The following is an 18988-nucleotide window of genomic DNA, read 5'->3' as shown; positions in this document are numbered from 1 at the left end:
GCCTTCCGATAGCGTGCTCGCCTTCCTTCAGCAGCTCTGATTATCTACAGTTCCGTTGCCGGCGACCCATAGTCCTCGGTCGCCAGCCGTCGAGCTGAGCGTAATCGGGAACTGTGCCTAAAAGCACAATTTCCTATCATAGGCGTTCAAGTTATTATGACTTGGTCAAGTCGCCAAAAATTGGCATATATGCTGGGCCAACTGGGCTCAGAGTTCATCCGAGATTTGCGGAAATGATTCAGCGGGCCAGGGAGGCTAAGACTTGGGTTGCCACAAATATCCCGCTTTTTGCAACCGGGCAAGCCAGGCTCCCCGCTTGCCATGACTCGACATCAATTGCGCCAGACGACGCCGGAATACGGCATCCCGCCTGGCGTTTTCATACGCTTCGGCGAGATCCTGCAACTTCTGGAATGCCTGATCGTAGGCGCTGCCCGTTGTGCGTCGCAGTTGTGCATCGATGCTTGACCACGCCGTGTCTTCCTGCTCGAGAAGTGATGTGAGGTACCGTGTGCGCTCCTCACGACGACGGACCGCGGCCGCCTGGCGTGCTTCCTGCTCCTTTTTTTCACGGATGGCACGATGAGAGGCAACCCTTGATTCGATTTCGGATATTCGACGGCGCCTGGGCAAATTCAATTGCTTTGCATTCCTACCCTTCTCCCATTTGAGAAAAGCGTTTCGAAGGGTTCGCTCCGCTTCACGGCTGCGCCCCTGTAGCAGCATGCGCAGTTTCGCCCGCATTTCCTCAACCGGCAACTTACGTAACCAGGGATCAAAGCGACTGTCTTCGCTCCCACTGGATTCTGGGGCCAATAGTGACGGGCTGGCCTCGGCTGCGGCGGCGAGCCAATCCGCATCCAGCATCAGAAACTCGGCCAGTGCTACCTGTGCGGGCGTCAACGCCTGTAATCCCGCAGGCACCGGCGGTTCGATTTCATCATCGTGTAGCTCATCATTCCCGAGGCGGGCAAGCCACCCAAGATAAAGCGGGCGAGCATCGCCGCCGAGCAGCTCGTCGCGTACAGGCAGCAGGCGCGTCATCCACCCCGCACCATCCATCTCCTCCGAGAAGCGGGCGTGTTCGCCCGAGTCATCGTTGAACGACCAGTCGAGGAGGCACCAGTCATCGACGTCCATGGCCTCGAATGCCTTCTCGAAACGGGAGCGCCTCTTTCGTCCAGTCTTGACGTAATCGCGGATGGTCGCCGCGTCAAACGTCCCGTGCGGCAGGCGAAGAAGCAGGCGGCAGCTCCCCCAGTTGGAGGAGTAGACGTGGGCATCGAAATATTGCTGTACCCACTCGAGCGGGTCGCCCTTGAGGTTTCCCCAGTGATATTCGTTGACGAAGCTTGAGGCGGTGATCGTGGCCCGCGTGGAGAAAGTGCGCAACTCTGCCTGCTGGGTCGCCGTAAGCAGCTGGTCGACGCATGCAAACTCGTAGTATTGGTATTCGCTCATGCCAGATTCCCGTCGCGAAGCGCATGGAAGAGAAGAAGGTGAATGTGCTGGTGCGCAACCCGCCGGAGCCATGAAACTCCGGGCCGACGCGAAAGCCGGAATGCTTCATGGCAAGCGCCGAAAGGCGTGCGCGTTGCCATTCTGACTTCCTTTCGGCACGCGATGCGGCGCTTTCAGCCAGCCGCGTCCGCGCCGCCCAACCGCATCCGGTAGTCCACCAGGAGCTGCTGCTGTGCTTCGAGCTGCGCGGCCAGCTTCGTGAGGTCCGCGCGGAGCGAGTCGCGAGCCTCGCGTACCTGGAGCAGCTCGGCTGCCCGCGCATCGGCTGCCGACTGCGCTGCGTCGCGCTCGGCCTCGGCGCGCGCCCGATCGGTGAGCGCACGATTGAGGGCGGACTGCAGCGCCTCGCCATGTGCCTGCTGATCGCGTGCGAGCCGGGTCGTGGCCGTCGCTTCTGCGACGAGCCGCGCGTTGTCCCGGTTCAGCTGTGTGATCTCGTTCTGCCGGACGATGGCCGTCTGGTTCGCCTGGCGTAGCTCAGCCTGCACCTGCTGGACCTGCTGCTCATGTCGGTGCGCTTCCTGTTCGCGCTGCTCGCGCGCGGCCGTACGGAAGTGCTCAAGGGCATCGCGCGCATGCACGAGCTTGGCCTCAAGCGACAGGCGGAAGCCTTCCTGCTCGGCAAGGCGCTCGGTCTGGTCGCCAACCTGCTGGGTGAGCCGCTCGACGTCCAGGTCGCGCTGATGCAACGCCACGCGAGTCCCGGCGTGCGCCTCCTGCTCCGCGCAAAGGGCGGCGGTCGCGCCAGTGAGTTGCTCCCGCACCGTGGCCAGCTCAGCGCCGAGCCTTGCGATTTCGGACTGCGCCTGCTGCTGTTGCGCGGCCGCAGCGGCGGCCTGCTGGTCGACGAGGGCTTGTGCTTCCTCGTGCAGGCGGGCTGCGAGCCGGGCTACCAGATCCTGGATCGCGTCCGAGAGCGACCCGGCGCGTGTCAGTGACGCGCCCTCATCTTCCTCCAGTTCCTTCAGGTACCGGTGGATCGTGGTTTTCGAGCCCGTGTTGCCGAGCGCGATACGTATCGCGTCGATCGATGTGTGCTGCCCCTGTGCGAGCAACGCGTCGCGGGCGCGCTTAACGTCCATGCGCGTAAGACCGGTGCGGGCCATCTGCTTCCTCGCTCGAATATCGTACTGTATTACGTACCATGTATATACGTATCACTGCACGCGGTCAAGGGCGGCCGGATGTGGGTGTGGCTGGCCTGCGATAAAGGCGGATTATTCAGTGTGATGGTCCGAATCCGGCTTGTTCCGCCGGACAACGGTACGAAATATGGAAATTGATGATCTCCGGGGGATTGCTGGTCGAATCGGGATGTCGCAACCCGGAGCGTGGACCACAAGCGTTTGATGTGTATAATTCAATTGTTTTATACACATTTACGAGGCGCGCCATGCGTACCAATATCGAGATCGACGACCGGTTGATGGCCGAAGCGCTTGCCGCAACGGGCATCCGGACCAAACGTGAAGCGGTCGAGCTCGGCCTGAAAACGATCATTCGGCTCAAGCAGCAGGAGCAGATTCGCCAGTTCCGCGGCAAATTACCGTGGGAAGGCGACCTGGATGCCATGAGGCGCGACCAGTGATACTCGTCGATTCAAGCGTGTGGATCGACTACTTCCGGGGGCTGGCTTCACCCCAAGCCAGCCGACTGGATGCCCTGCTGGGCCGGGAGGTGCTGGTCACCGGCGACCTGATCGTCGCCGAGGTGCTACAGGGATTTGCCGCCGAGTCGGCGTTCAATACTGCCCGGCAGCTGATGACGACGCGATTCGATGTCGTCTCGCTGGTGGGTCCGGATAACGCCATTCAGGCGGCCCGGAATTACCGCATCTTGCGAGCGCAGGGCGTAACGATCCGCAAAACCATCGATACGCTGATCGCGACGTGGTGCATTGAAAACGGTGCGCCGCTGCTCTTCAGCGACCGGGATTTCGATCCGTTCGTCGAGCACCTCGGTCTTCAGTCTGCAATGCGCGACGACTAACGTGCCGGTGACAGCAAACAGCAAGAAACGAAACGGAATACGAATTCACCACCGGTTTCAGGCCAGCTGCAGCTGGAGATCTTCTCCGGGCGTGCGGACCTGATAGCCCATTGCCCGGTAGCCGCGCTGGCGTTTCTCCCACATGCGCTGCAGCACCGGGTGGCCGCCATCCACATAATCGATCACCCGTACGCCGGTCTTGCCCGCATGCTCGCGGTGCAGCCGACCAGCGTATTGCTGCAGCGTGCCCCTCCACGCAACCGGCATAGCCAGTACCAGCGTGTCCAGTGCCGGGTGGTCGAAGCCTTCGCCTACGAGCCTGCCAGTCGCCAGCACCACGCGGGGCGTATCCCCGGCCAGCGCGTCAAGGGCCGCCAACTGGGTGGCGCGCGCTTTTCTGCCGAGCCGTCCGTGAAGCACGAACAGCGACTGCACCGTGTCTTGCAGCATCTGCTGGAGGCTTTCGAGATGGTCCGTCCGCTCGGTGAGTACCAGCACGTTCCGCGCCTGCCCGTACTGTTCACGTACAGCCGCCGCGATCATCTGCGTGCGCGGGGTGTCCTGCGCGAGCTGAGCGAACACCGCCTGGATTGGCGCGTCGGCCGCGACGTCCACTGCGGCGGTGAGCCTGTGCGGGAATACCTCGAGCATCTGGGGCGCGCTGGCCGGGGATTTCGCCGCATGCCGGATCGGCCCGCACAGCATGAACATCACCGGTTGCTGGCTGTCGCGCCGCACGGGCGTGGCAGTCAGACCCAGCACGTAACGGGCATGGACGGCCTTGAGCACCGCCTCGAAGGAATCCGCCGAGACGTGGTGACATTCGTCGACAATGACATGGCCGTAACGCCGCAACAGCTCGCCGCGGGCACCATCGGGCGCCACCGACTGCAGCATCGCGACGTCGATCCGGCCGGTCGCTTTCGACTTGCCGCCGCCAATCGTGCCGATCGCGCGCGCGTCGAGTGCGAGAAACGACTGCAGGCGTTCACGCCACTGGTCAAGCAGCTCCCGGCGGTGCACAAGCACGAGCGTGTTGACGCCACGCTGCGCGATCATCGCGGCCGCCGTCACGGTCTTGCCGAACGCCGTCGGCGCATGCAGGATGCCGGTGTCGTGTCGCAGCAGGTCGGTAACGGCCGCCTGCTGGTCATCGCGCAACGTGCCGGCAAACGGAACTGCAAGCGGCTCGCCGGTGCAGCGCTCGTCGCGGACGTCGCAGGCGATGTCGTTATCGCGCAGTAGCGTCATGACGTCGTCAAGGCATCCGCGCGGCAATGCAATGTGGCGCGGGCAGTTCTCGGCGCGCCCAATGATGCGTGGCTTGTCCCATACGCTGAAGCCGCGCGCCTGGGCCCGGTAGAACTCCGGATTCTGGAAGGCGGCCAGCCGGATGAGCCGGTTGAGCAGTGCCTGCGGAAGCTGCGCCTTTTCAAGATAAAGCTGGTTCGCGAGCGTCAGTGTGAGCGACGCCGGCATCGTTCCGGCCAGCCGCTTCGGCTGCGCGGGCGCTGGCTTCCACGGTTCGGCCTGGTCCTCCTCGGCGATGAACGCGACGTCGAGCGGGTGCGCACCGCCCGTGGCGCGAAAGATCACCCCCTCGATGTCGCGGCTGTCCATGGTTTGCACGGACGCGAGATACGACCACTGATCAGCGTACGGCTGAAAGCCGTCATCGACAAACACGCTCCAACCATGCTCGCGCGGGTGCTTCTGCAGCGGCAGGGCAATGAGGTTACCGAAGCCGCCTTTGGGCAGCACATCCTGGTTCGGGAAGAGCCGGTCATAGGACGTCAGTTCGAGCTGACGGGTCCGGGTACAGGTGTGGCTGATGATGGCTGAGCCCATCCGTCGCGCGTCACGTGCAGCAACGGCCGACGAGAAGAAGATCCACGCGTGAGCGCCGTTGCCTGAACGCGAGATTTCGAGCGATACGGGCACATCCATCTCGAGGCAGGATTGCCGGAATGCCTGTGCATCTTCACGCCAGCCTTCCTCGTCGAAGTCGACAGCGAGCAGGTAGCAGGTGCCGTCCGGCATCAGTGGATAGAGGCCCACTGTGCGATCGCCGGCCAGGTGCGTATAGACGACCTGGTCGTCCAGCGTCAGCAGTACACGATGCCCGCAGTCGGCGCACCGGATGCGGGGCTTTTCGCAGATTCCGGCGCGCCATTCGTTGGCGCACGCCGGCGCGTAGCCGGATTTTCCGGAATTGCGGCTTTCCCAGCGTAGCGGATAGACATCCGTGCGGCCGCGAAACAGCCGCCGGAAGAGCTGTACCTTCTGCTCGGGCGAAAGTACGCGGGCGCCCGTATTTCGCACTGCTGGCGATGGTTCGTTCCGGGCCACCCGCACGGGCTTTGCCTGTGCCTGCAGCGTTGCCGGCAGCAAGGCGGTGAGCCGCGCGATTTCGGCCTGCAGGCGGGTGAGCTCCGCGAGCAGTTCCTCGCGTGTGAAATTTTCCCAGTCTGCCTGTAGCAGCTTGCCTTCGTTCATCGCTTCACCGGCCGAAACCCTGGCTTCCATCGAGCACGCCGGCTGGCGCACACGTTCGTTGTTGCATATCATCGTCTCCGATACAGATCACCTGATTTTACCCACGAGCCATGTCTGCCATCGATCGCTACGTCCAAGCCGCGACGCGCGAAAACACCCGGCGCAGTTACCAGTCGGCGCTCCGGCATTTCGAGGTTGAATGGGGCGGCTTTCTGCCCGCGAGCGCTGACATGATTGCGCGGTACCTTGCCGATCATGCAGAAACCCTGTCGGTCAATACCCTGCGCTCGCGGCTTGCAGCGCTCGCGCAATGGCATCAGACGCAGGGTTTTCCGGATCCGACGAAGGCGCCGCATGTACGCAAGGTCCTCAGAGGCATCGTCGCGCTACATCCCGCAACCGAGAAGCGGGCGAAACCCATGCAGCTCGCGCAGCTCGAAAAGCTCACGGCCTGGCTCGATCAGCAGATCGCCAGGGAAGCCGACGGGCGCGAGCGCCTCGCGTGCATTCGCAACCGGGCGCTGGTGCTGCTGGGTTTCTGGCGCGGCTTTCGCTCGGACGAACTCAGCCGGCTGCGAATCGAGCACATAGCCGTTGAGGCGGGCCGCGGCATGACGTTGTACCTGCCGCGCACGAAAGGCGACCGCGCGCAGCAGGGCACGACCTTCAAGGCCCCGGCGCTTTCACGCCTGTGTCCGGTGACGGCCTGCGAGGCGTGGATTGCGGCGTCCGGCCTGACGGAAGGGCCCGTGTTCAGGAGCATAGACCGCTGGGGAAACATCAGCGACGAGGGACTGCATGCGGGCAGCTTCGTGCCGCTGTTGCGTGCGCTTTTCCATGCAGCAGGCCTGGCCGCGCCGGACAGCTACAGCAGCCATTCGCTACGGCGGGGCTTCGCAACGTGGGCCAACTCGAACGGCTGGGATCTGAAGATGCTGATGCAGTACGTTGGCTGGAAAGACGTGCGCTCTGCGATGCGCTACATCGACGCCGCCGATCCGTTCGCGCAACACCGCATCGAATCGGCACTCGCAACACCAGGCATGGCCGTGCAGGAGCTACCGGTCATCGCATTGCCTGCGCCATAACCGCTGGATCGAGGCGTTACTCCACATCCCGTGACGGATGCGTACCGGGGGAGATTCGCTGCACGCTCAATCGCGATCCGGGTCTGCCAGATCTTCATGGCGGAGCGCTTCGAGTGGGCGCAGCACATCACGGATCGATAAAAGTCCGGCGACATAGTGATCGATCTGGTCAAGCACGTCCTCGATCTGCTCGACAATCGACACGTCCCGGGTTGTTGCCGCGAAGTTCGCGCCGTTGACGAGTGCATGCACGATGCCATGCAGGCGCAACAGATCGTCCCGCAGGCCTTCCGGATCGTTAAGGCCTGTGCGCAGTTCGTCGAGCGTATCGACCGCATCGAGCACCCGCGTCGTGTCATAGCGCGACTGCAATCCCTCCAGTGCGGCGGCATCAACTTCACCGTACGGGGTGGTGGTCACCGCGGCTCTCGCACTCATCCAGCGTTACCTCATTTCGTCGTGAGGCCGGGCCGCCCGGCCAAACAGGGCATCGTTGATCCAGCTTTCGGGCGGACGTTCCAGATGCAGCCGGTAGCGCCCGAAGCGGCGAATGTTGTGCGTCGCATATGGGCTCACGAATTCAATGTCCTCGTTGCGGACCTTCTCGCCCTCGGCCACCATGTCGCGCAGGGCCCGCATCATGTCCACCGTGTTCTGCAGGATCACGGCCGATGCGATGAGGTCATTGTAGCGTAGCCGTTTTTGCTGCTCTTCCGGCTCATTCTCCGCGATCACATCGCCGCCGAACGACAGCCATTTCGCAAAGCCGTTGTACGACTCTATCTTGTTGGTGCTCGCAGTCACGTTCTGACGCCGTTGCGATTCGAGCTGGGCGAAGCGTTTCAGTTTGACTGGTCCGAGGAAGGACTGGTTGTCGGCGGCATTTACCGCAAGCTGCAGGTTTCCCACATGAAGCTGTGCGCGTCGCGGGCGTTCTGGCTCGTGGCCTACCCGAGCCAGGGTCACGAGATGCTGTTCGATGCGCATACGCGCTCGTTCACGGCCTTCGGCGGGGTGGCCCGCCGTGGCATCTACGACAATATGAAGACGGCGGTCGACAAGGTCCACAAAGGCAAGGGCCGCACCGTCAATTCGCGCTTTGCGGTGATGTGCGCGCACTACCTGTTTGACGCCGACTTCTGCAACGTGGCCAGCGGCTGGGAGAAAGGCGTCGTCGAGAAGAACGTGCAGGACAGCCGCCGGCGTATCTGGATTGAAGCGCGCGAGCGGCGATTCGGCAGTTTCGCCGATCTGAATGCATGGCTGGCGAGCCGCTGCCGGTCGTTGTGGGAGCAGGTGAAGCATCCGGACTATCGGGAGCTGGGCATTGCCGACGTCTTCGAGCAGGAGCGCGCCCATCTGATGCCGATGCCGACACCGTTTGACGGTTACGTTGAACGCGCGGCCCGGGTGTCGTCGACGTGCCAGGTGGTGGTCGGACGCAACCGCTACTCGGTACCATGCGAATATGCGGGCCAGATGCTCAGCACGCGGCTCTATCCGGGCCGCGTGCGTATTCCACGCCAAACCGAACGCTGATTCCACGGCAAGCCGAGCACGGATTCCACGGCAAGCCGAGCACGGATTCCACAGCAAAGCGAGCGCCGATTCCACGGCAAACCGAGCAGGGATTCCACGACTGCCCGAGCGCGAATTCCACGCGTAACCGAGCAGTAAGCTGGAGGGACGGCGACGCGGGATAACCATGGCACTCTCGACGATTTTGTCGGGCGTGCGAATGTCGAATAAAAGGTTATCCATGCGTCAAATCAAGGAAGTGCTGCGCCTGCGCTTTGTGTGCGAGCGCAGCCAGCGCGAGATCGCGACGACGATTGGCTTGTCGAGCGCAACGGTCTGGGACTACCTGGATCGTGCCCGGCGCGCGCAACTGGACTTCGAGAAGGCGATCGCGTTGGACGAGGCGGCGCTTGAGGCGCTGCTGTTTCCGCCGCCACCGTCGTTAAGCCGTACACGCCCGATGCCCAACTGGCCGTTGGTGCACCGTGAGCTCGGCAGGAAAGGCGTAACGCTCGACCTGCTCTGGAACGAGTACAGGGGCCAGGAACCCGAAGGCTACGGCTATAGCTGGTTCTGCAAGCATTACGAGCGATGGGCGGCAGCCCTGCCGGTCACGCTGCGCCAGACACATACGCCCGGCGAGAAGCTGTTCATCGACTACTCGGGCAACAGACTGGGGATCGTTGATCCGCACACTGGCGAAATCCGCGAGGCGGAGTTGTTCGTCGCGACGCTCGGTGCGTCCAACTACACGTATGCCGAAGCCACCTGGACCCAGCAGCTCGAAGACTGGATCGGCTCGCATGTGCGCGCATTCAACTTCATCGGCGGCTGTGTCGAGATCCTGGTCCCCGACAACCTGAAGTCTGGCGTGCATAAGGCCGACTTCTACGATCCGGTTCTCAACCGCACCTATGGCGAGATGGGCGCCCATTACTCCATGGCGATCATCCCGGCCCGCAAACGTCGGCCCCGCGACAAGGCGAAGGTCGAGCAGTCGGTACTCCTGGCGCAGCGCTGGATTCTGGCGCGGCTGCGCAATCAGCGGCTGTTCAGCCTCGACGAAGCCAATCGCGCTATCGCGGCACTGCTCGTCGACCTGAACAACAGGCCGTTCAAGAAGCTGCCCGGCTGCCGCCGCAGTGCCTTCGAGGAGCTTGATCGCCCGGCACTTCGCCCGCTGCCAGAAAGGCCTTACCAGTACGCGCAGTGGAAGGTTGCCCGCGTCGGCATTGATTACCATGTCGAGCTTGACGAGCACTTTTACTCCGTCTCGTACTGTCACGCCCGCGAACAGGTCGACGTGCGCCATACGAAGACGACTGTCGAGATCTTCCTGCGCGGCCACCGGAGAACGTATACGACGCGTGCGGCGTGGACCTTCGAGGTCGAGTCCGCGTGGTCGCGATTCGCAAAATTCCAGTTGCTCAACCGCCTGAACTGGGCACAACTCGGCGAAGCCCTCGCAATCCGGCCAGCAATCAGCACGAGCGACGGTATTGACCTCCGGGCGGCAGATGCCTTCGATCTCGTCAGGCTGGCCGATACCCTGCAGATTGCCCGGCACGATCTTGAGAATTCATTCTGTACTGCGAATCGCTTCGATGCGCTGCTCGACGCGGCGAGCCGGTCCCTTCGCTTCTGCCAGATCTGCGCTTCGGCAGGCTTTCATGCAACACTCTTCCAGTTCACGGCGTTCAGGTGTTGCCCCATTCACGGATGTCCGCTGCGAGACACCTGCACCGGCTGTGGTCAACCACTCTCGTACCGCCTCCAGACGGGGTTCGTGCGCCGGCCATACGCCTGCCACTCCTGTGGCCTCTCCCTGCTCGCCGCCATGTCGCTTCGTCGCCTGCACGCGAAGACAGGGATCGACACAGCGGGGCTGGATCGCCTTCGTGCATGGCATCATTACTTCATCCGCTATGCGCAACTGCTCAGCCCCGGAAGGCGGTATAGGCGCGACGCCGCAGGGCAGTATCTCCCCAGCGACGAAATCCAGTCGCATTCGAGCATTCCCCATCGCCTCGCGTTTATCGGCGAGCTGCAGCAAGTTCTTTCGCTGCCGCCGCTCATGCCCCGCGTATCTCCCGTGCCTGACACTACCCTGCGAGCCAGGGGCGGCCCGCGCGCGTCGGCGTTTCGGCCGTCACGCTGCGCGTGGGCGGCCAGATGGCCACATGTTGACCGCATATGCATCATGCTGCATACAGGCGGATACGCAGAAGCCGCAGCCGCCGCCTGGCACGTTTCATCCGCCCCGTCCGGCCGGGAATCGCTTCCGCACATCATCTGCCTGACCGCAGGCTGCTGCTATTCGACGGTACAGTGCCGGCACGGTCGATCGCCCTGCTGGGTTGGCGCCTGTCCTGGGAGCAGCGCTTCAGCATCCAGACGCTCATGCGCTGTCAGGCAGAGTATCCGCCTTTCGGGCTGCTTGAGTGGCTGGCGTTCATGCCTGCGCATTTGCCACCACCCAGGGCACGTGACCGGGAGGACTGGCTGCTTCGCCATTTTATTCATGCACTGGATGAAACCTGGCGAGCATGGCGCGCAATCGCATCCGGCATGCAGGAAGGTGGCGGCTACGTCATCTCTCCACTGCTTTTCCCCACGCGCCTGCTCTGGACGGACTACCCCGACGACAGGGATGCCCTGGGCCTCGCGCGTTTGGGCGGGGCATGTCGTCCCGCGTCGCAGGCGTCCGGTGGACCCTGACAGGTCTGGATGAACACTGTTCCTGTGCGCGATCGCACTGGCCCCGCGGTAAGCGGCGTAGCGCTTATCCTGCTGTCGACACCATTGTCACGCCAGTGTCACAATCCGTTCATTGACCGGTGGTGCCGGCTTCGTGAACTCCTGCTGGGTCGAAAAAATGATTGGCAATTTTGAGCTTCTGTCTCGCCTGCTGATGGCTGCGCTGCTCGGCAGCGTGATCGGCTTCGAGCGCGAGCGGCTGAACTGGGCGGCCGGTCTGCGCACACACATGCTCGTCTGCGTCGGGGCCGCACTGATGATGCTGGTCTCGGCGTTCGGTTTTGCCGACGTGCTGGGCGAGAAGAACGTCGTGCTCGATCCGTCCCGGGTCGCCGCCCAGGTGGTTTCCGGTATTGGCTTTCTTGGCGCGGGGTCGATACCTCTGCGTGGTGAGGTAGTGCGCGGTCTGACGACAGCGGCGAGTCTCTGGTCTGTCGCGGGCATCGGGCTGGCAGTGGTTGGTGGCATGTACACGGCCGCGATCGGAGCCACGGCCATCATCATGATCATCCTGGTGGGCGTAAAGCCTCTGGAGCGGTGCTTTATTTCCGTGCGCCAGCAGCGCAGCATACAGTTGCTGGCCGAGCACGGTAGTGTCTCGCTGGATAGCGTTCACCAGGCAGATGACGCCGATCTCGACGATGTGCAGATCGCACTGTCGCGCATGAGCGCGACCGAATATTCGGCGATCTCCGCGCGGCTGGAAGCCATGTCGGGTGTGCGCGAGTGTCGACGCGAGAAATAAGGCGACAAGGCGGGGAGACAGTCGTGACACAAAGCTACGACTACGAAGGCCTCAGGCTCGAAATCGCCGTCAAGCCCGACATCACCAGACCGAGCGGCCTCGAGCCTGCAAGGCCAGGGTACGTCGCCGTCGTCAGGATATTTCAGAAGGCCAACACCGTCGCGGTGTTTTCCCCCTTGCGCTTTGGGGAAGCGGGTGGCCGGCCCTTCGCTACGGAGGCGGATGCGCTCGCGGGCGGATACAGCGCGGCGTGCAGGATCGTCGACGACCTGTTCTGTCATGACCGTCATTGAGCGCGGATGGTCAGGCGAGCGGCTCGCGCGCTGGTCACTCGATGCAGCCTGCGCGTCACCGTGGTGAACCCGCACATGGAAAAAGGCCAGCACGGAGAGCCCGCCATTATCAGCGTCACTCCTGTTCAACTGCAGGTCAACGTCACTGACCGTGTGGTCGGGCACGTGAGCAGGCGTCAGATCCGGGAACGCGGCGCCCACCTGGGCACGCGTCTCGCGCGATCGCTCATGTCGAAGCTCATGACGTTCCCGTTTCCGACATGGGCTCGCCGCCTGTCCTGCATCGATAGCGAAGTTGCCCGCGCGTATCGATCCCGTTATCCACGATCCCGGTCGTCCGGATCAGTTCGTTCTGCGAAGAAGGCAATTCGTCGTTCCCGGATGTCACCTCTTCGCCTTCATGCCCATTGGCACATACAAAGTACCTGCGTTTCATCGCCGTCGCCTCGTGGGTCTTTTCGGTCAAATGTGTGAAGAAAGCCCTCATCCGCCGGCTGCGACCAGTCGCAGGACTTCTTCTACCGGCACAGGCTTGACCAGATGATGGGCGAACCCTGCATGACGTGTGCGCTCCCTCTCCTCCGGCTGGCCGTAACCTGTAAGCGCCACGAGTATGGGGCGTTCGACGGATACCCGTTCCGCAAGCTGCCGCGCAACGTCGTAGCCGCTCATGTCCGGCAACCCGAGATCAAGGAGGATGATCTCCGGGCGGAAACCGGCGGAAACAATCTCAAGTGCCTGCCTGCCGGTGGTAGCGATGCGGACATCGTGACTGTCGAGGACCTGCGCAAGTGAGAGCGCGGCGTCGGAGTTATCGTCGACGATCAGCACGCGTCGAGGCGGCGATGCCGGTTCAACGTCGGCCGGTTCGCTTTTTTCGCACCGGGCGGGCGGCTCATTGCACAAGGGAAGGCTGACCGTAAAGCGACTGCCGCGTCCCGGCCCCTCACTCGTGGCGTCAATCGTTCCGCCGTGCATGACCATCACCGAGCGCGCCACGGACAGCCCGATGCCCAGTCCTGCCTTGGCCGCCGCGCCGCCATCAGGCGCCTGTCCGAACATTTCAAACATCGAGGGAATGAGCGACGGCTCCATGCCGATCCCGTCATCCTCAACGGCGATCGAGACGCGGCCTGCCGTGCTACTTACGCTGACACGGATGTGGCCGCCATCGCCTGCGTACTTCACGGCATTGTCGACCAGGTTTGAAAGCACCTGGGTGATGCGGATCGGGTCGCCCCGCACGAACAGCGGCGCCCCCTGAATGCCGAGGACTTCCAGCTGGTGCCGGTGTGCGGCCGCAGCCGGCGCGTGGATCTCGACCGCACTCTCGATACAGGTTCGAACGTCGAAAGTCTCCTCGCTCAGGCGGAGCTTTCCTGCAGAGATCCGTGACAGGTCAAGCAGGTCGTCGATCAGGTGGGCCATATGCCTTGCGTGCCGCTCGATCACATCCCGAATCCAGCGAAGCTGCCGGGGATCGGTTTCCGGGCGGCTCAGCAGATGCGCGGCATTGAGAATGGGCGCGAGCGGATTCCGGAGTTCATGGGCGAGCGTCGCGAGAAATGTGTCCTTGTGCCTGTCCGCATCTCTGAGTGTCTGCTCGGCGCTGACGCGACCGGTGACGTCGGCCAGCGTCCCGACGAGAACCTGTCTGGACCCCGACGCATCGTTCATGAACCGCGCCGAAATTTCGACCATGCAGTGAGCACCCGTCTGGATTTTCCGGATGCCGACCACGACGTGAAATTCTCCTGACGATTCCTGCGCCGTCTTGAGCATGTCCCGCAGACGCGTAACGTCCTCAACGCGGGTAACGGTTGCAACAAATTCTTCCTTCCCGAGCGGCCCTTTCGCTGCGGGCTGACCGGTGATCTCGTACATTCGCGCGTTTTCCCAGACAGCAGCGTCGGTTACGGGATCCCATTCGAAGATTCCCAGACCTGCTGCCTCGGCGGCGATGCGCAGGCGTGCCTCGCTCCTGCGCTCCGCAGCAAAGGCACGATCCCGTTCGCCCAGCGCCTCGTCAACGCGCCGATCCAGCTGCGCCTGGTACTGCCTGACGGCTCCGCGGATGGTGTCGCTGAAGAACTGCTCGACGGCTTCGTGGAGGGCGGCCTGGCCAGCCCGGGTTGGGGCTTGCGCGAAGTAATCGCGCACGAACGCCTGAACGCACCGCTGCAGCAGATCGAGTTCGAGATAGAGTTCGTCGAGCGCAAAGCCCTGGCGCCAGCGCTCACCAGCGTGGAGGCGCGCCCCGTGAAGGGCACGCATGACAACGTCGTCCGGTGCGGGTTTATGGCTTAGCAGCGCGCACAGCTCATCGAACAGGAGGGGAAGCTGGTTCATCAGGCCGACCACTCCCTCGCGGGTAAGCGGGCGGATATGCATCTGCTGGCTCACCATCCGCAGCCAGCGCCGCGTCAGTTGTGCCCGCCGTTGCATCAGGTAATCGGCTAGCCGTGCGCCGACAGGATGGTTCCCATCAGTCATGGTGCGGTGCTCTCGTGTGGTTATTTGATGTTTTCAGCGTCCAGCGCACATTGCTCCAGGCGGTAAGGCAGCGCCAGTGTTGCCAGTGTAATGGTAGACGCCCGGCCCTGCGGTCGCCCGTAAATTATGTGGAAAGCATGAAGTTCAACGCACGCGCGTTCCGCGCGGGAACGTGCGTGCGCGCAAGACACCATCAAAGGGCACGGGATAATGGATACACCGGAGGACGGCAGCCCTAACTTGTGTGGCACACCGAGCCGTTAGCTGCCGGGTGCAGTGTACTGGTGGAGCAATTCGAGAAGGCGTGCTGCGGGGAACGGCTTGCGCAGGAACGCAGCGACCGGCAGCCTGCCGGGCGCTGCGGCGACCGCCGAGCTCAGCACGACCGGCACGCCGGCAAGTCCCGGATCCCTTGCCAGCGCGCGAATGAGCGTTTCGCCGTCCATCACCGGCATCATGTAGTCGGTCACGACGATGGCCGGCCGCTCTGCGCGGGCACAGCGCAGCGCCTGCGCCCCGTTGAGCGCCTTGATCGCATGAAAGCCGTCGGACTCGACGAGCGCGGCCAATGCGTCCAGCAACCGTGGGTCGTCGTCCACCAGAAGTACGGTCGCCAATCCGTTCCCCCATTAATCTGAGCATAGGCAGCAATGCGCGTACCCAAGCCGTCGCTGAGGGAAACGCGGCGCCGCCAGTGAGCCAGAATGGAGTCCTGGTGTCTGCGCACAGGTCTTTCGTTTCGCTGTTGGCGATGAATGGTTGACGGTTTCTATCCGGCAAAGGGGAGCTTATCGCGCCCGGAAGATAAAATACGTGTGGCGCGAAGGCGCCGTACCGACAGGCTGAATACTTTCTGGAGGCCGCATCGCTGACGACGGAATCGATCAGCGGTCGTTGTGGAGACCAATGCCAAAGAACGAAAAACGCTCACGCTCCCTGCAATTGGCACAACGGCTCTCTCGCTGGCTATCGGTGCCATCCATCGTCATTGCTTCCGGGATGGTAACGGCCCTTTTTATGACTGCCCTGTGCGCCGCATCGCTCTACCAGAGCCGGCTGGACGCCATGGCGCGCACATCGGAAACTTCGCGCAACCTGGCCGTCATGGCTGAGCGTGACATCGAACGCAATTTCGAGCTGTACACCCTGTCACTGCAGGCGGTAATCGACGGTGTGAACGATCCCGAGATCATGCAGTCGGTGCCGCGATTGCGGCACGAAATGCTGTTCGATCGCGCCGCAACGGCCACCTATCTAGGATCGATCCTGGTACTCGATGCTGCGGGTAATATCGCGATCGATTCCGGGAGCGACGTGCCGCGCAAGGCCAACTTCGCCGACCGGCAATACTTCACGGTGCACCGGGACAACCCGAAGGCTGGCCTTTACGTCAGCGATCCCTATATGTCCCGGCTTCGTGGCGGTTCGCCAAGCATCGCGCTCAGTCGCCGGATTTCGCGGCCGGACGGTTCGTTCGCGGGCGTCGCCATGGTCGCGGTCGATCTCGAATATTTCCACCAGTTGTTCGCCGGACTGTCGCTGGGCCCGCACGGGTCCGTCGCGCTGATCGGTCGGGACGGCGCGATGATCATGCGACAGCCCTACGACCGTAAGGTCATTGGCCGGAATATCCGGGATGCCAGTACGTTCCGGCAGTTCATCGCAGCACCGGAAGGCAGCTTCTCCGACACCTCGACGATTGATGGCGAGCAGCGGCTGTATTACTTCAGGAACTTCCCGCATCTCCCGCTCATCATCATGGTGGCCGATGCTCATTCCGACATCTACGCTGCGTGGCGACATCGTGCACTGACCATCGGCTCGCTGATGGCGGCTTGCGCTCTTGGCTTCGTCGGTCTTTCCTGCGCGCTGGGCGCGCAACTGCGCCGCCGGATGCGCGCGGAGTCAGAACTGGCTATGCTGGCCCGCACGGATGGCCTGACCGGACTGAACAACCGCCGCACGCTCGGCGAGATCCTGGACAGGGAATGGCGTCGCGCCAGACGCACGCGCAACATGTTCTCGCTGCTGTTTGTCGATGTGGACCGGTTCAAGGCATACAACGACACCTACGGGCATCAGGCAGGCGACGATACGTTGGCCGCTGTGGCCAGATGCATCGGCGAGAACATTCGCCGGCCAACGGATAGCGCTGCCCGCTATGGCGGCGAAGAATTCGTGGTCGTGCTGCCAGACACCGACCCGGAGGGCGCCGCGTCGATCGGGGAAAAAATCCGCGCGGCGATCAGCGATCTCGCGATCGAACATGCCGGCAGCGAGTATGGTCGTGTCACTGCCAGTATCGGTGCGGCAGCCTGGATGCCAGACAAGGACGAAGACGTGACCGCAGTCATTCGCGCGGCCGACGAAGCACTGTACAACGCGAAGGCGACGGGTCGAAACAAGGTTGCGCTGTCCACTGCACCTGCGGCGTGATCTGCACCAGCAGGGACTTGCGATCTCCGGCAGCCCGACATAAGGCCGTATTGACTGCCGTTGCCCTGGCAAGAGCACAACCGGGTTTCCACCGCTCACAGGAGAACGTATACGACGCGAGCGGCCTGGACCTACGAGGTCGGATCTGCGTGGTCGCGGTTCGCAAGATTTCAGATGCTCAACCGCCTGAACTGGACACAACTCGGCGAGGCCCTGGCAATCCTGCCAGCAATCAATACGGGCGAGGGTATTGACCTCCGGGCGGCCGATGCCTTCAGGCTCACCGACCTGGCCGACACCTTGCATATCGGCCTGCACGATCTTGAAAATTCGTTTTGCACTGCGAATAGCGGCGATGCGTTGCTCGACGCGGCGAGCCCGTCGCTGCGATTCTGCCTGATCTGTGCTTCGGCAGGCTTTCATGCAACGATTTTTCAGTTCACCGCGTTCGGGCGCTGCCCCATTCACGGATGCGTGCTGTGCGAGGCCTGCACGGGTTGTGGGCGACCGCTCCCATACCGCCTCCACGCAGGGCTCGTACGCCCTCCGTATGCCTGCCCGGCCTGCGGCCACTCCCTGCTCGCCGCAGCCTCACTTCGTCGCCTGCACGCGCAAACCGGTATCGACGCTACGGGGCTGGATCGCCTGCGTGCTTGGCACGACTACTTCTACCGGTACGCACAGCTGCTCGGCCCAGGCAGGAGGCGTATCCGCGATGCGGCCGGACAGTACCTTCCCGGCGACGAAATCCAGGCGTACTCGGATATTCCCCGTCGCCTCGCGTTTATCGGCGAACTGGAGCGACACCTTCGCAGTCCGCCAGAGTTGCCCAGCGTCGATCCCGTACCTGGCGCCAGTGCACGAAGCGGGGGCGGCTCTCGTCCGGCAGTGCGGCAGCCGGCGCGCTGCGCCTGGGCAGCCGATTGGCCACACGTCAACCACACATGCGTCACGCTGTGCGCCATTTATAGAAAGATCCAGAAAAATCGTGTGTGCCGTCTGGCGCGTTCAATCCGGCCCGTACAGCCAGAGGACGGGTCCGTTCGCTATTCGCCCGAATTCGGGTTGTTGCTGTGCGACGGCAATACCTCTGCCCGATCGATTGCCCTGCTGGGATGGCGCCTGACCTGGGAGCGGCGCTTCAGACACTCACGCGCTGCCAGGGAAATTATCCGCCTTTTGGATTGCTTGAATGGCTGGCCTTCATGCCCGCCCATTTGCCGCCCTCAGTCGCCCGCAGGAGTGGCTGCATCGCCATTTCGTTCACGCACTGGGTCAAACCTGGAACGCGTGGTGTGCAATCGCATCCGGGATGCAGGAAAGCGGCTGCTACGTCCTCTCGCCGCTGCTTTTCCCCACGCGCCTGCTCTGGCTGGATTTTCCCGACGACATGCATGCGCCGGAGGTTGCGGATCCCCGCACGCGTGTTGCCCTGCATAGAGGAACTGCAAACGACACCTGACATGATTTCGAATGCGGCGCCAGTCACGCTTATTGTTGCCTCAGTCACGCAGCCAATGACTGTTGTTGACGGCTGTGTAATTCCGACACTAAACGGCGGCGCAAGGTCGAGTAAATCGCTCAACACCGAATGGGCCGCCGATGTCGGCCACCGGTGAGCGTTGATTCAGAACGGGTCCGCGATATCGTCA

General features: G+C 62.9%; 14 protein-coding genes and 3 pseudogenes. 9 read left to right on the top strand and 8 right to left on the bottom strand.

The genetic code is table 11. The features are described from left to right. Nucleotides 1-255: 255 nt before the first annotated feature. Nucleotides 256-1461 (bottom strand): hypothetical protein, encoded by a 1206-nt coding sequence (locus AB4Y42_RS41705; protein ID WP_368692784.1) that lies wholly within the window; start codon nucleotides 1459-1461, stop codon nucleotides 256-258. Between the two features lie 173 nt (nucleotides 1462-1634). Beyond that, nucleotides 1635-2627, bottom strand: a complete 993-nt coding sequence (locus AB4Y42_RS41700) for a DNA-binding protein (protein ID WP_368692785.1) — start codon at nucleotides 2625-2627, stop codon at nucleotides 1635-1637. A gap of 287 nt (nucleotides 2628-2914) precedes the next feature. On the opposite strand from AB4Y42_RS41700, the gene AB4Y42_RS41695 reads away from it, so the two are divergent. Both AB4Y42_RS41695 and AB4Y42_RS41690 read left to right on the top strand, forming a co-directional pair. Continuing rightward, a complete protein-coding gene (locus tag AB4Y42_RS41695; RefSeq protein ID WP_028215418.1) occupies nucleotides 2915-3109 on the top strand; it encodes a type II toxin-antitoxin system VapB family antitoxin in 195 nt (64 codons plus the stop codon). Next, nucleotides 3070-3510 carry a PIN domain nuclease gene (locus AB4Y42_RS41690; protein WP_321889247.1) on the top strand — a complete coding sequence of 147 codons (441 nt, stop codon included), beginning with the start codon at nucleotides 3070-3072 and terminating at the stop codon, nucleotides 3508-3510. The genes AB4Y42_RS41695 and AB4Y42_RS41690 overlap by 40 nt, the downstream gene beginning before the upstream one ends. A gap of 57 nt (nucleotides 3511-3567) precedes the next feature. Here AB4Y42_RS41690 and AB4Y42_RS41685 read toward each other — a convergent pair whose 3' ends face one another. Further along, nucleotides 3568-6036 (bottom strand): DEAD/DEAH box helicase family protein, encoded by a 2469-nt coding sequence (locus AB4Y42_RS41685; protein ID WP_368692786.1) that lies wholly within the window; start codon nucleotides 6034-6036, stop codon nucleotides 3568-3570. 80 nt (nucleotides 6037-6116) lie between these two features. Here AB4Y42_RS41685 and AB4Y42_RS41680 point away from each other — a divergent pair, with 80 nt between their 5' ends. Continuing rightward, nucleotides 6117-7094: a site-specific integrase gene (locus AB4Y42_RS41680; RefSeq protein WP_368692787.1), complete on the top strand. Its 978-nt coding sequence runs from the start codon at nucleotides 6117-6119 to the stop codon at nucleotides 7092-7094. A gap of 66 nt (nucleotides 7095-7160) precedes the next feature. Here AB4Y42_RS41680 and tnpC read toward each other — a convergent pair whose 3' ends face one another. Together tnpC and AB4Y42_RS41670 are read right to left on the bottom strand one after the other, a co-directional pair. Then, nucleotides 7161-7532 (bottom strand): Tn3 family transposase post-transcriptional regulator TnpC, encoded by a 372-nt coding sequence (gene tnpC, locus AB4Y42_RS41675; RefSeq protein WP_368692788.1) that lies wholly within the window; start codon nucleotides 7530-7532, stop codon nucleotides 7161-7163. 6 nt (nucleotides 7533-7538) lie between these two features. Further along, a pseudogene (locus AB4Y42_RS41670) lies at nucleotides 7539-7907 on the bottom strand (Tn3 family transposase); the annotation flags it as partial. Here AB4Y42_RS41670 and istA (AB4Y42_RS41665) point away from each other — a divergent pair. The 4 genes and pseudogenes from istA (AB4Y42_RS41665) to AB4Y42_RS41650 all read left to right on the top strand — a co-directional run. After that, a pseudogene (gene istA / locus AB4Y42_RS41665) lies at nucleotides 7887-8612 on the top strand (IS21 family transposase); the annotation flags it as partial. The pseudogenes AB4Y42_RS41670 and istA (AB4Y42_RS41665) overlap by 21 nt on opposite strands. Before the next feature lie 220 nt (nucleotides 8613-8832). After that, nucleotides 8833-9963 (top strand): annotated as a pseudogene (gene istA, locus AB4Y42_RS41660) (IS21 family transposase); the annotation flags it as partial. Between the two features lie 1524 nt (nucleotides 9964-11487). Continuing rightward, the gene (locus tag AB4Y42_RS41655) at nucleotides 11488-12114 is read left to right on the top strand and encodes an MgtC/SapB family protein (protein WP_368692799.1); all 627 of its coding nucleotides are present in this window, start codon (nucleotides 11488-11490) and stop codon (nucleotides 12112-12114) included. A gap of 23 nt (nucleotides 12115-12137) precedes the next feature. Further along, the gene (locus tag AB4Y42_RS41650; RefSeq protein ID WP_368692789.1) at nucleotides 12138-12407 is read left to right on the top strand and encodes a hypothetical protein; all 270 of its coding nucleotides are present in this window, start codon (nucleotides 12138-12140) and stop codon (nucleotides 12405-12407) included. Between the two features lie 483 nt (nucleotides 12408-12890). Here AB4Y42_RS41650 and AB4Y42_RS41645 read toward each other — a convergent pair whose 3' ends face one another. Together AB4Y42_RS41645 and AB4Y42_RS41640 are read right to left on the bottom strand one after the other, a co-directional pair. Next, the gene (locus AB4Y42_RS41645) at nucleotides 12891-14900 is read right to left on the bottom strand and encodes an ATP-binding protein (RefSeq protein WP_368692790.1); all 2010 of its coding nucleotides are present in this window, start codon (nucleotides 14898-14900) and stop codon (nucleotides 12891-12893) included. A gap of 260 nt (nucleotides 14901-15160) precedes the next feature. Beyond that, complete coding sequence (locus AB4Y42_RS41640) at nucleotides 15161-15517, bottom strand: response regulator (protein WP_368692791.1); 357 nt, start codon at nucleotides 15515-15517, stop codon at nucleotides 15161-15163. A gap of 382 nt (nucleotides 15518-15899) precedes the next feature. Here AB4Y42_RS41640 and AB4Y42_RS41635 point away from each other — a divergent pair, with 382 nt between their 5' ends. Then, nucleotides 15900-17336, top strand: coding sequence for a diguanylate cyclase (locus AB4Y42_RS41635; RefSeq protein WP_368692800.1), 1437 nt, complete (start codon nucleotides 15900-15902; stop codon nucleotides 17334-17336). A 591-nt stretch (nucleotides 17337-17927) separates the two neighbouring features. Here the strand turns inward: AB4Y42_RS41635 and AB4Y42_RS41630 are convergent. After that, nucleotides 17928-18143 carry a hypothetical protein gene (locus AB4Y42_RS41630; RefSeq protein WP_368692792.1) on the bottom strand — a complete coding sequence of 72 codons (216 nt, stop codon included), beginning with the start codon at nucleotides 18141-18143 and terminating at the stop codon, nucleotides 17928-17930. 385 nt (nucleotides 18144-18528) lie between these two features. Here AB4Y42_RS41630 and AB4Y42_RS41625 point away from each other — a divergent pair, with 385 nt between their 5' ends. Then, the gene (locus tag AB4Y42_RS41625; protein WP_368692793.1) at nucleotides 18529-18798 is read left to right on the top strand and encodes a hypothetical protein; all 270 of its coding nucleotides are present in this window, start codon (nucleotides 18529-18531) and stop codon (nucleotides 18796-18798) included. Nucleotides 18799-18988: the final 190 nt, after the last annotated feature.

Origin of the sequence: Paraburkholderia sp. EG286B, assembly GCF_040965655.1 — a bacterium.
In the GTDB taxonomy this organism is placed as follows: Bacteria; Pseudomonadota; Gammaproteobacteria; order Burkholderiales; family Burkholderiaceae; genus Paraburkholderia.
Note: the sequence above shows the minus strand (reverse complement) of the source record. Positions and strands in the feature narration are given on the sequence as shown.

What these genes read in the sequence shown, in the direction of transcription:
- AB4Y42_RS41705 (WP_368692784.1), bottom strand. Translation starts at nt 1,461, where the DNA reads ATGAGCGAATACCAATACTACGAGTTTGCATGCGTCGACCAGCTGCTT.
- AB4Y42_RS41700 (WP_368692785.1), bottom strand. Translation starts at nt 2,627, where the DNA reads ATGGCCCGCACCGGTCTTACGCGCATGGACGTTAAGCGCGCCCGCGAC.
- AB4Y42_RS41695 (WP_028215418.1), top strand. Translation starts at nt 2,915, where the DNA reads ATGCGTACCAATATCGAGATCGACGACCGGTTGATGGCCGAAGCGCTT.
- AB4Y42_RS41685 (WP_368692786.1), bottom strand. Translation starts at nt 6,036, where the DNA reads ATGGAAGCCAGGGTTTCGGCCGGTGAAGCGATGAACGAAGGCAAGCTG.
- AB4Y42_RS41680 (WP_368692787.1), top strand. Translation starts at nt 6,117, where the DNA reads ATGTCTGCCATCGATCGCTACGTCCAAGCCGCGACGCGCGAAAACACC.
- tnpC (WP_368692788.1), bottom strand. Translation starts at nt 7,532, where the DNA reads ATGAGTGCGAGAGCCGCGGTGACCACCACCCCGTACGGTGAAGTTGAT.
- AB4Y42_RS41655 (WP_368692799.1), top strand. Translation starts at nt 11,488, where the DNA reads ATGATTGGCAATTTTGAGCTTCTGTCTCGCCTGCTGATGGCTGCGCTG.
- AB4Y42_RS41645 (WP_368692790.1), bottom strand. Translation starts at nt 14,900, where the DNA reads ATGACTGATGGGAACCATCCTGTCGGCGCACGGCTAGCCGATTACCTG.
- AB4Y42_RS41635 (WP_368692800.1), top strand. Translation starts at nt 15,900, where the DNA reads ATGGTAACGGCCCTTTTTATGACTGCCCTGTGCGCCGCATCGCTCTAC.
- AB4Y42_RS41625 (WP_368692793.1), top strand. Translation starts at nt 18,529, where the DNA reads ATGGCTGGCCTTCATGCCCGCCCATTTGCCGCCCTCAGTCGCCCGCAG.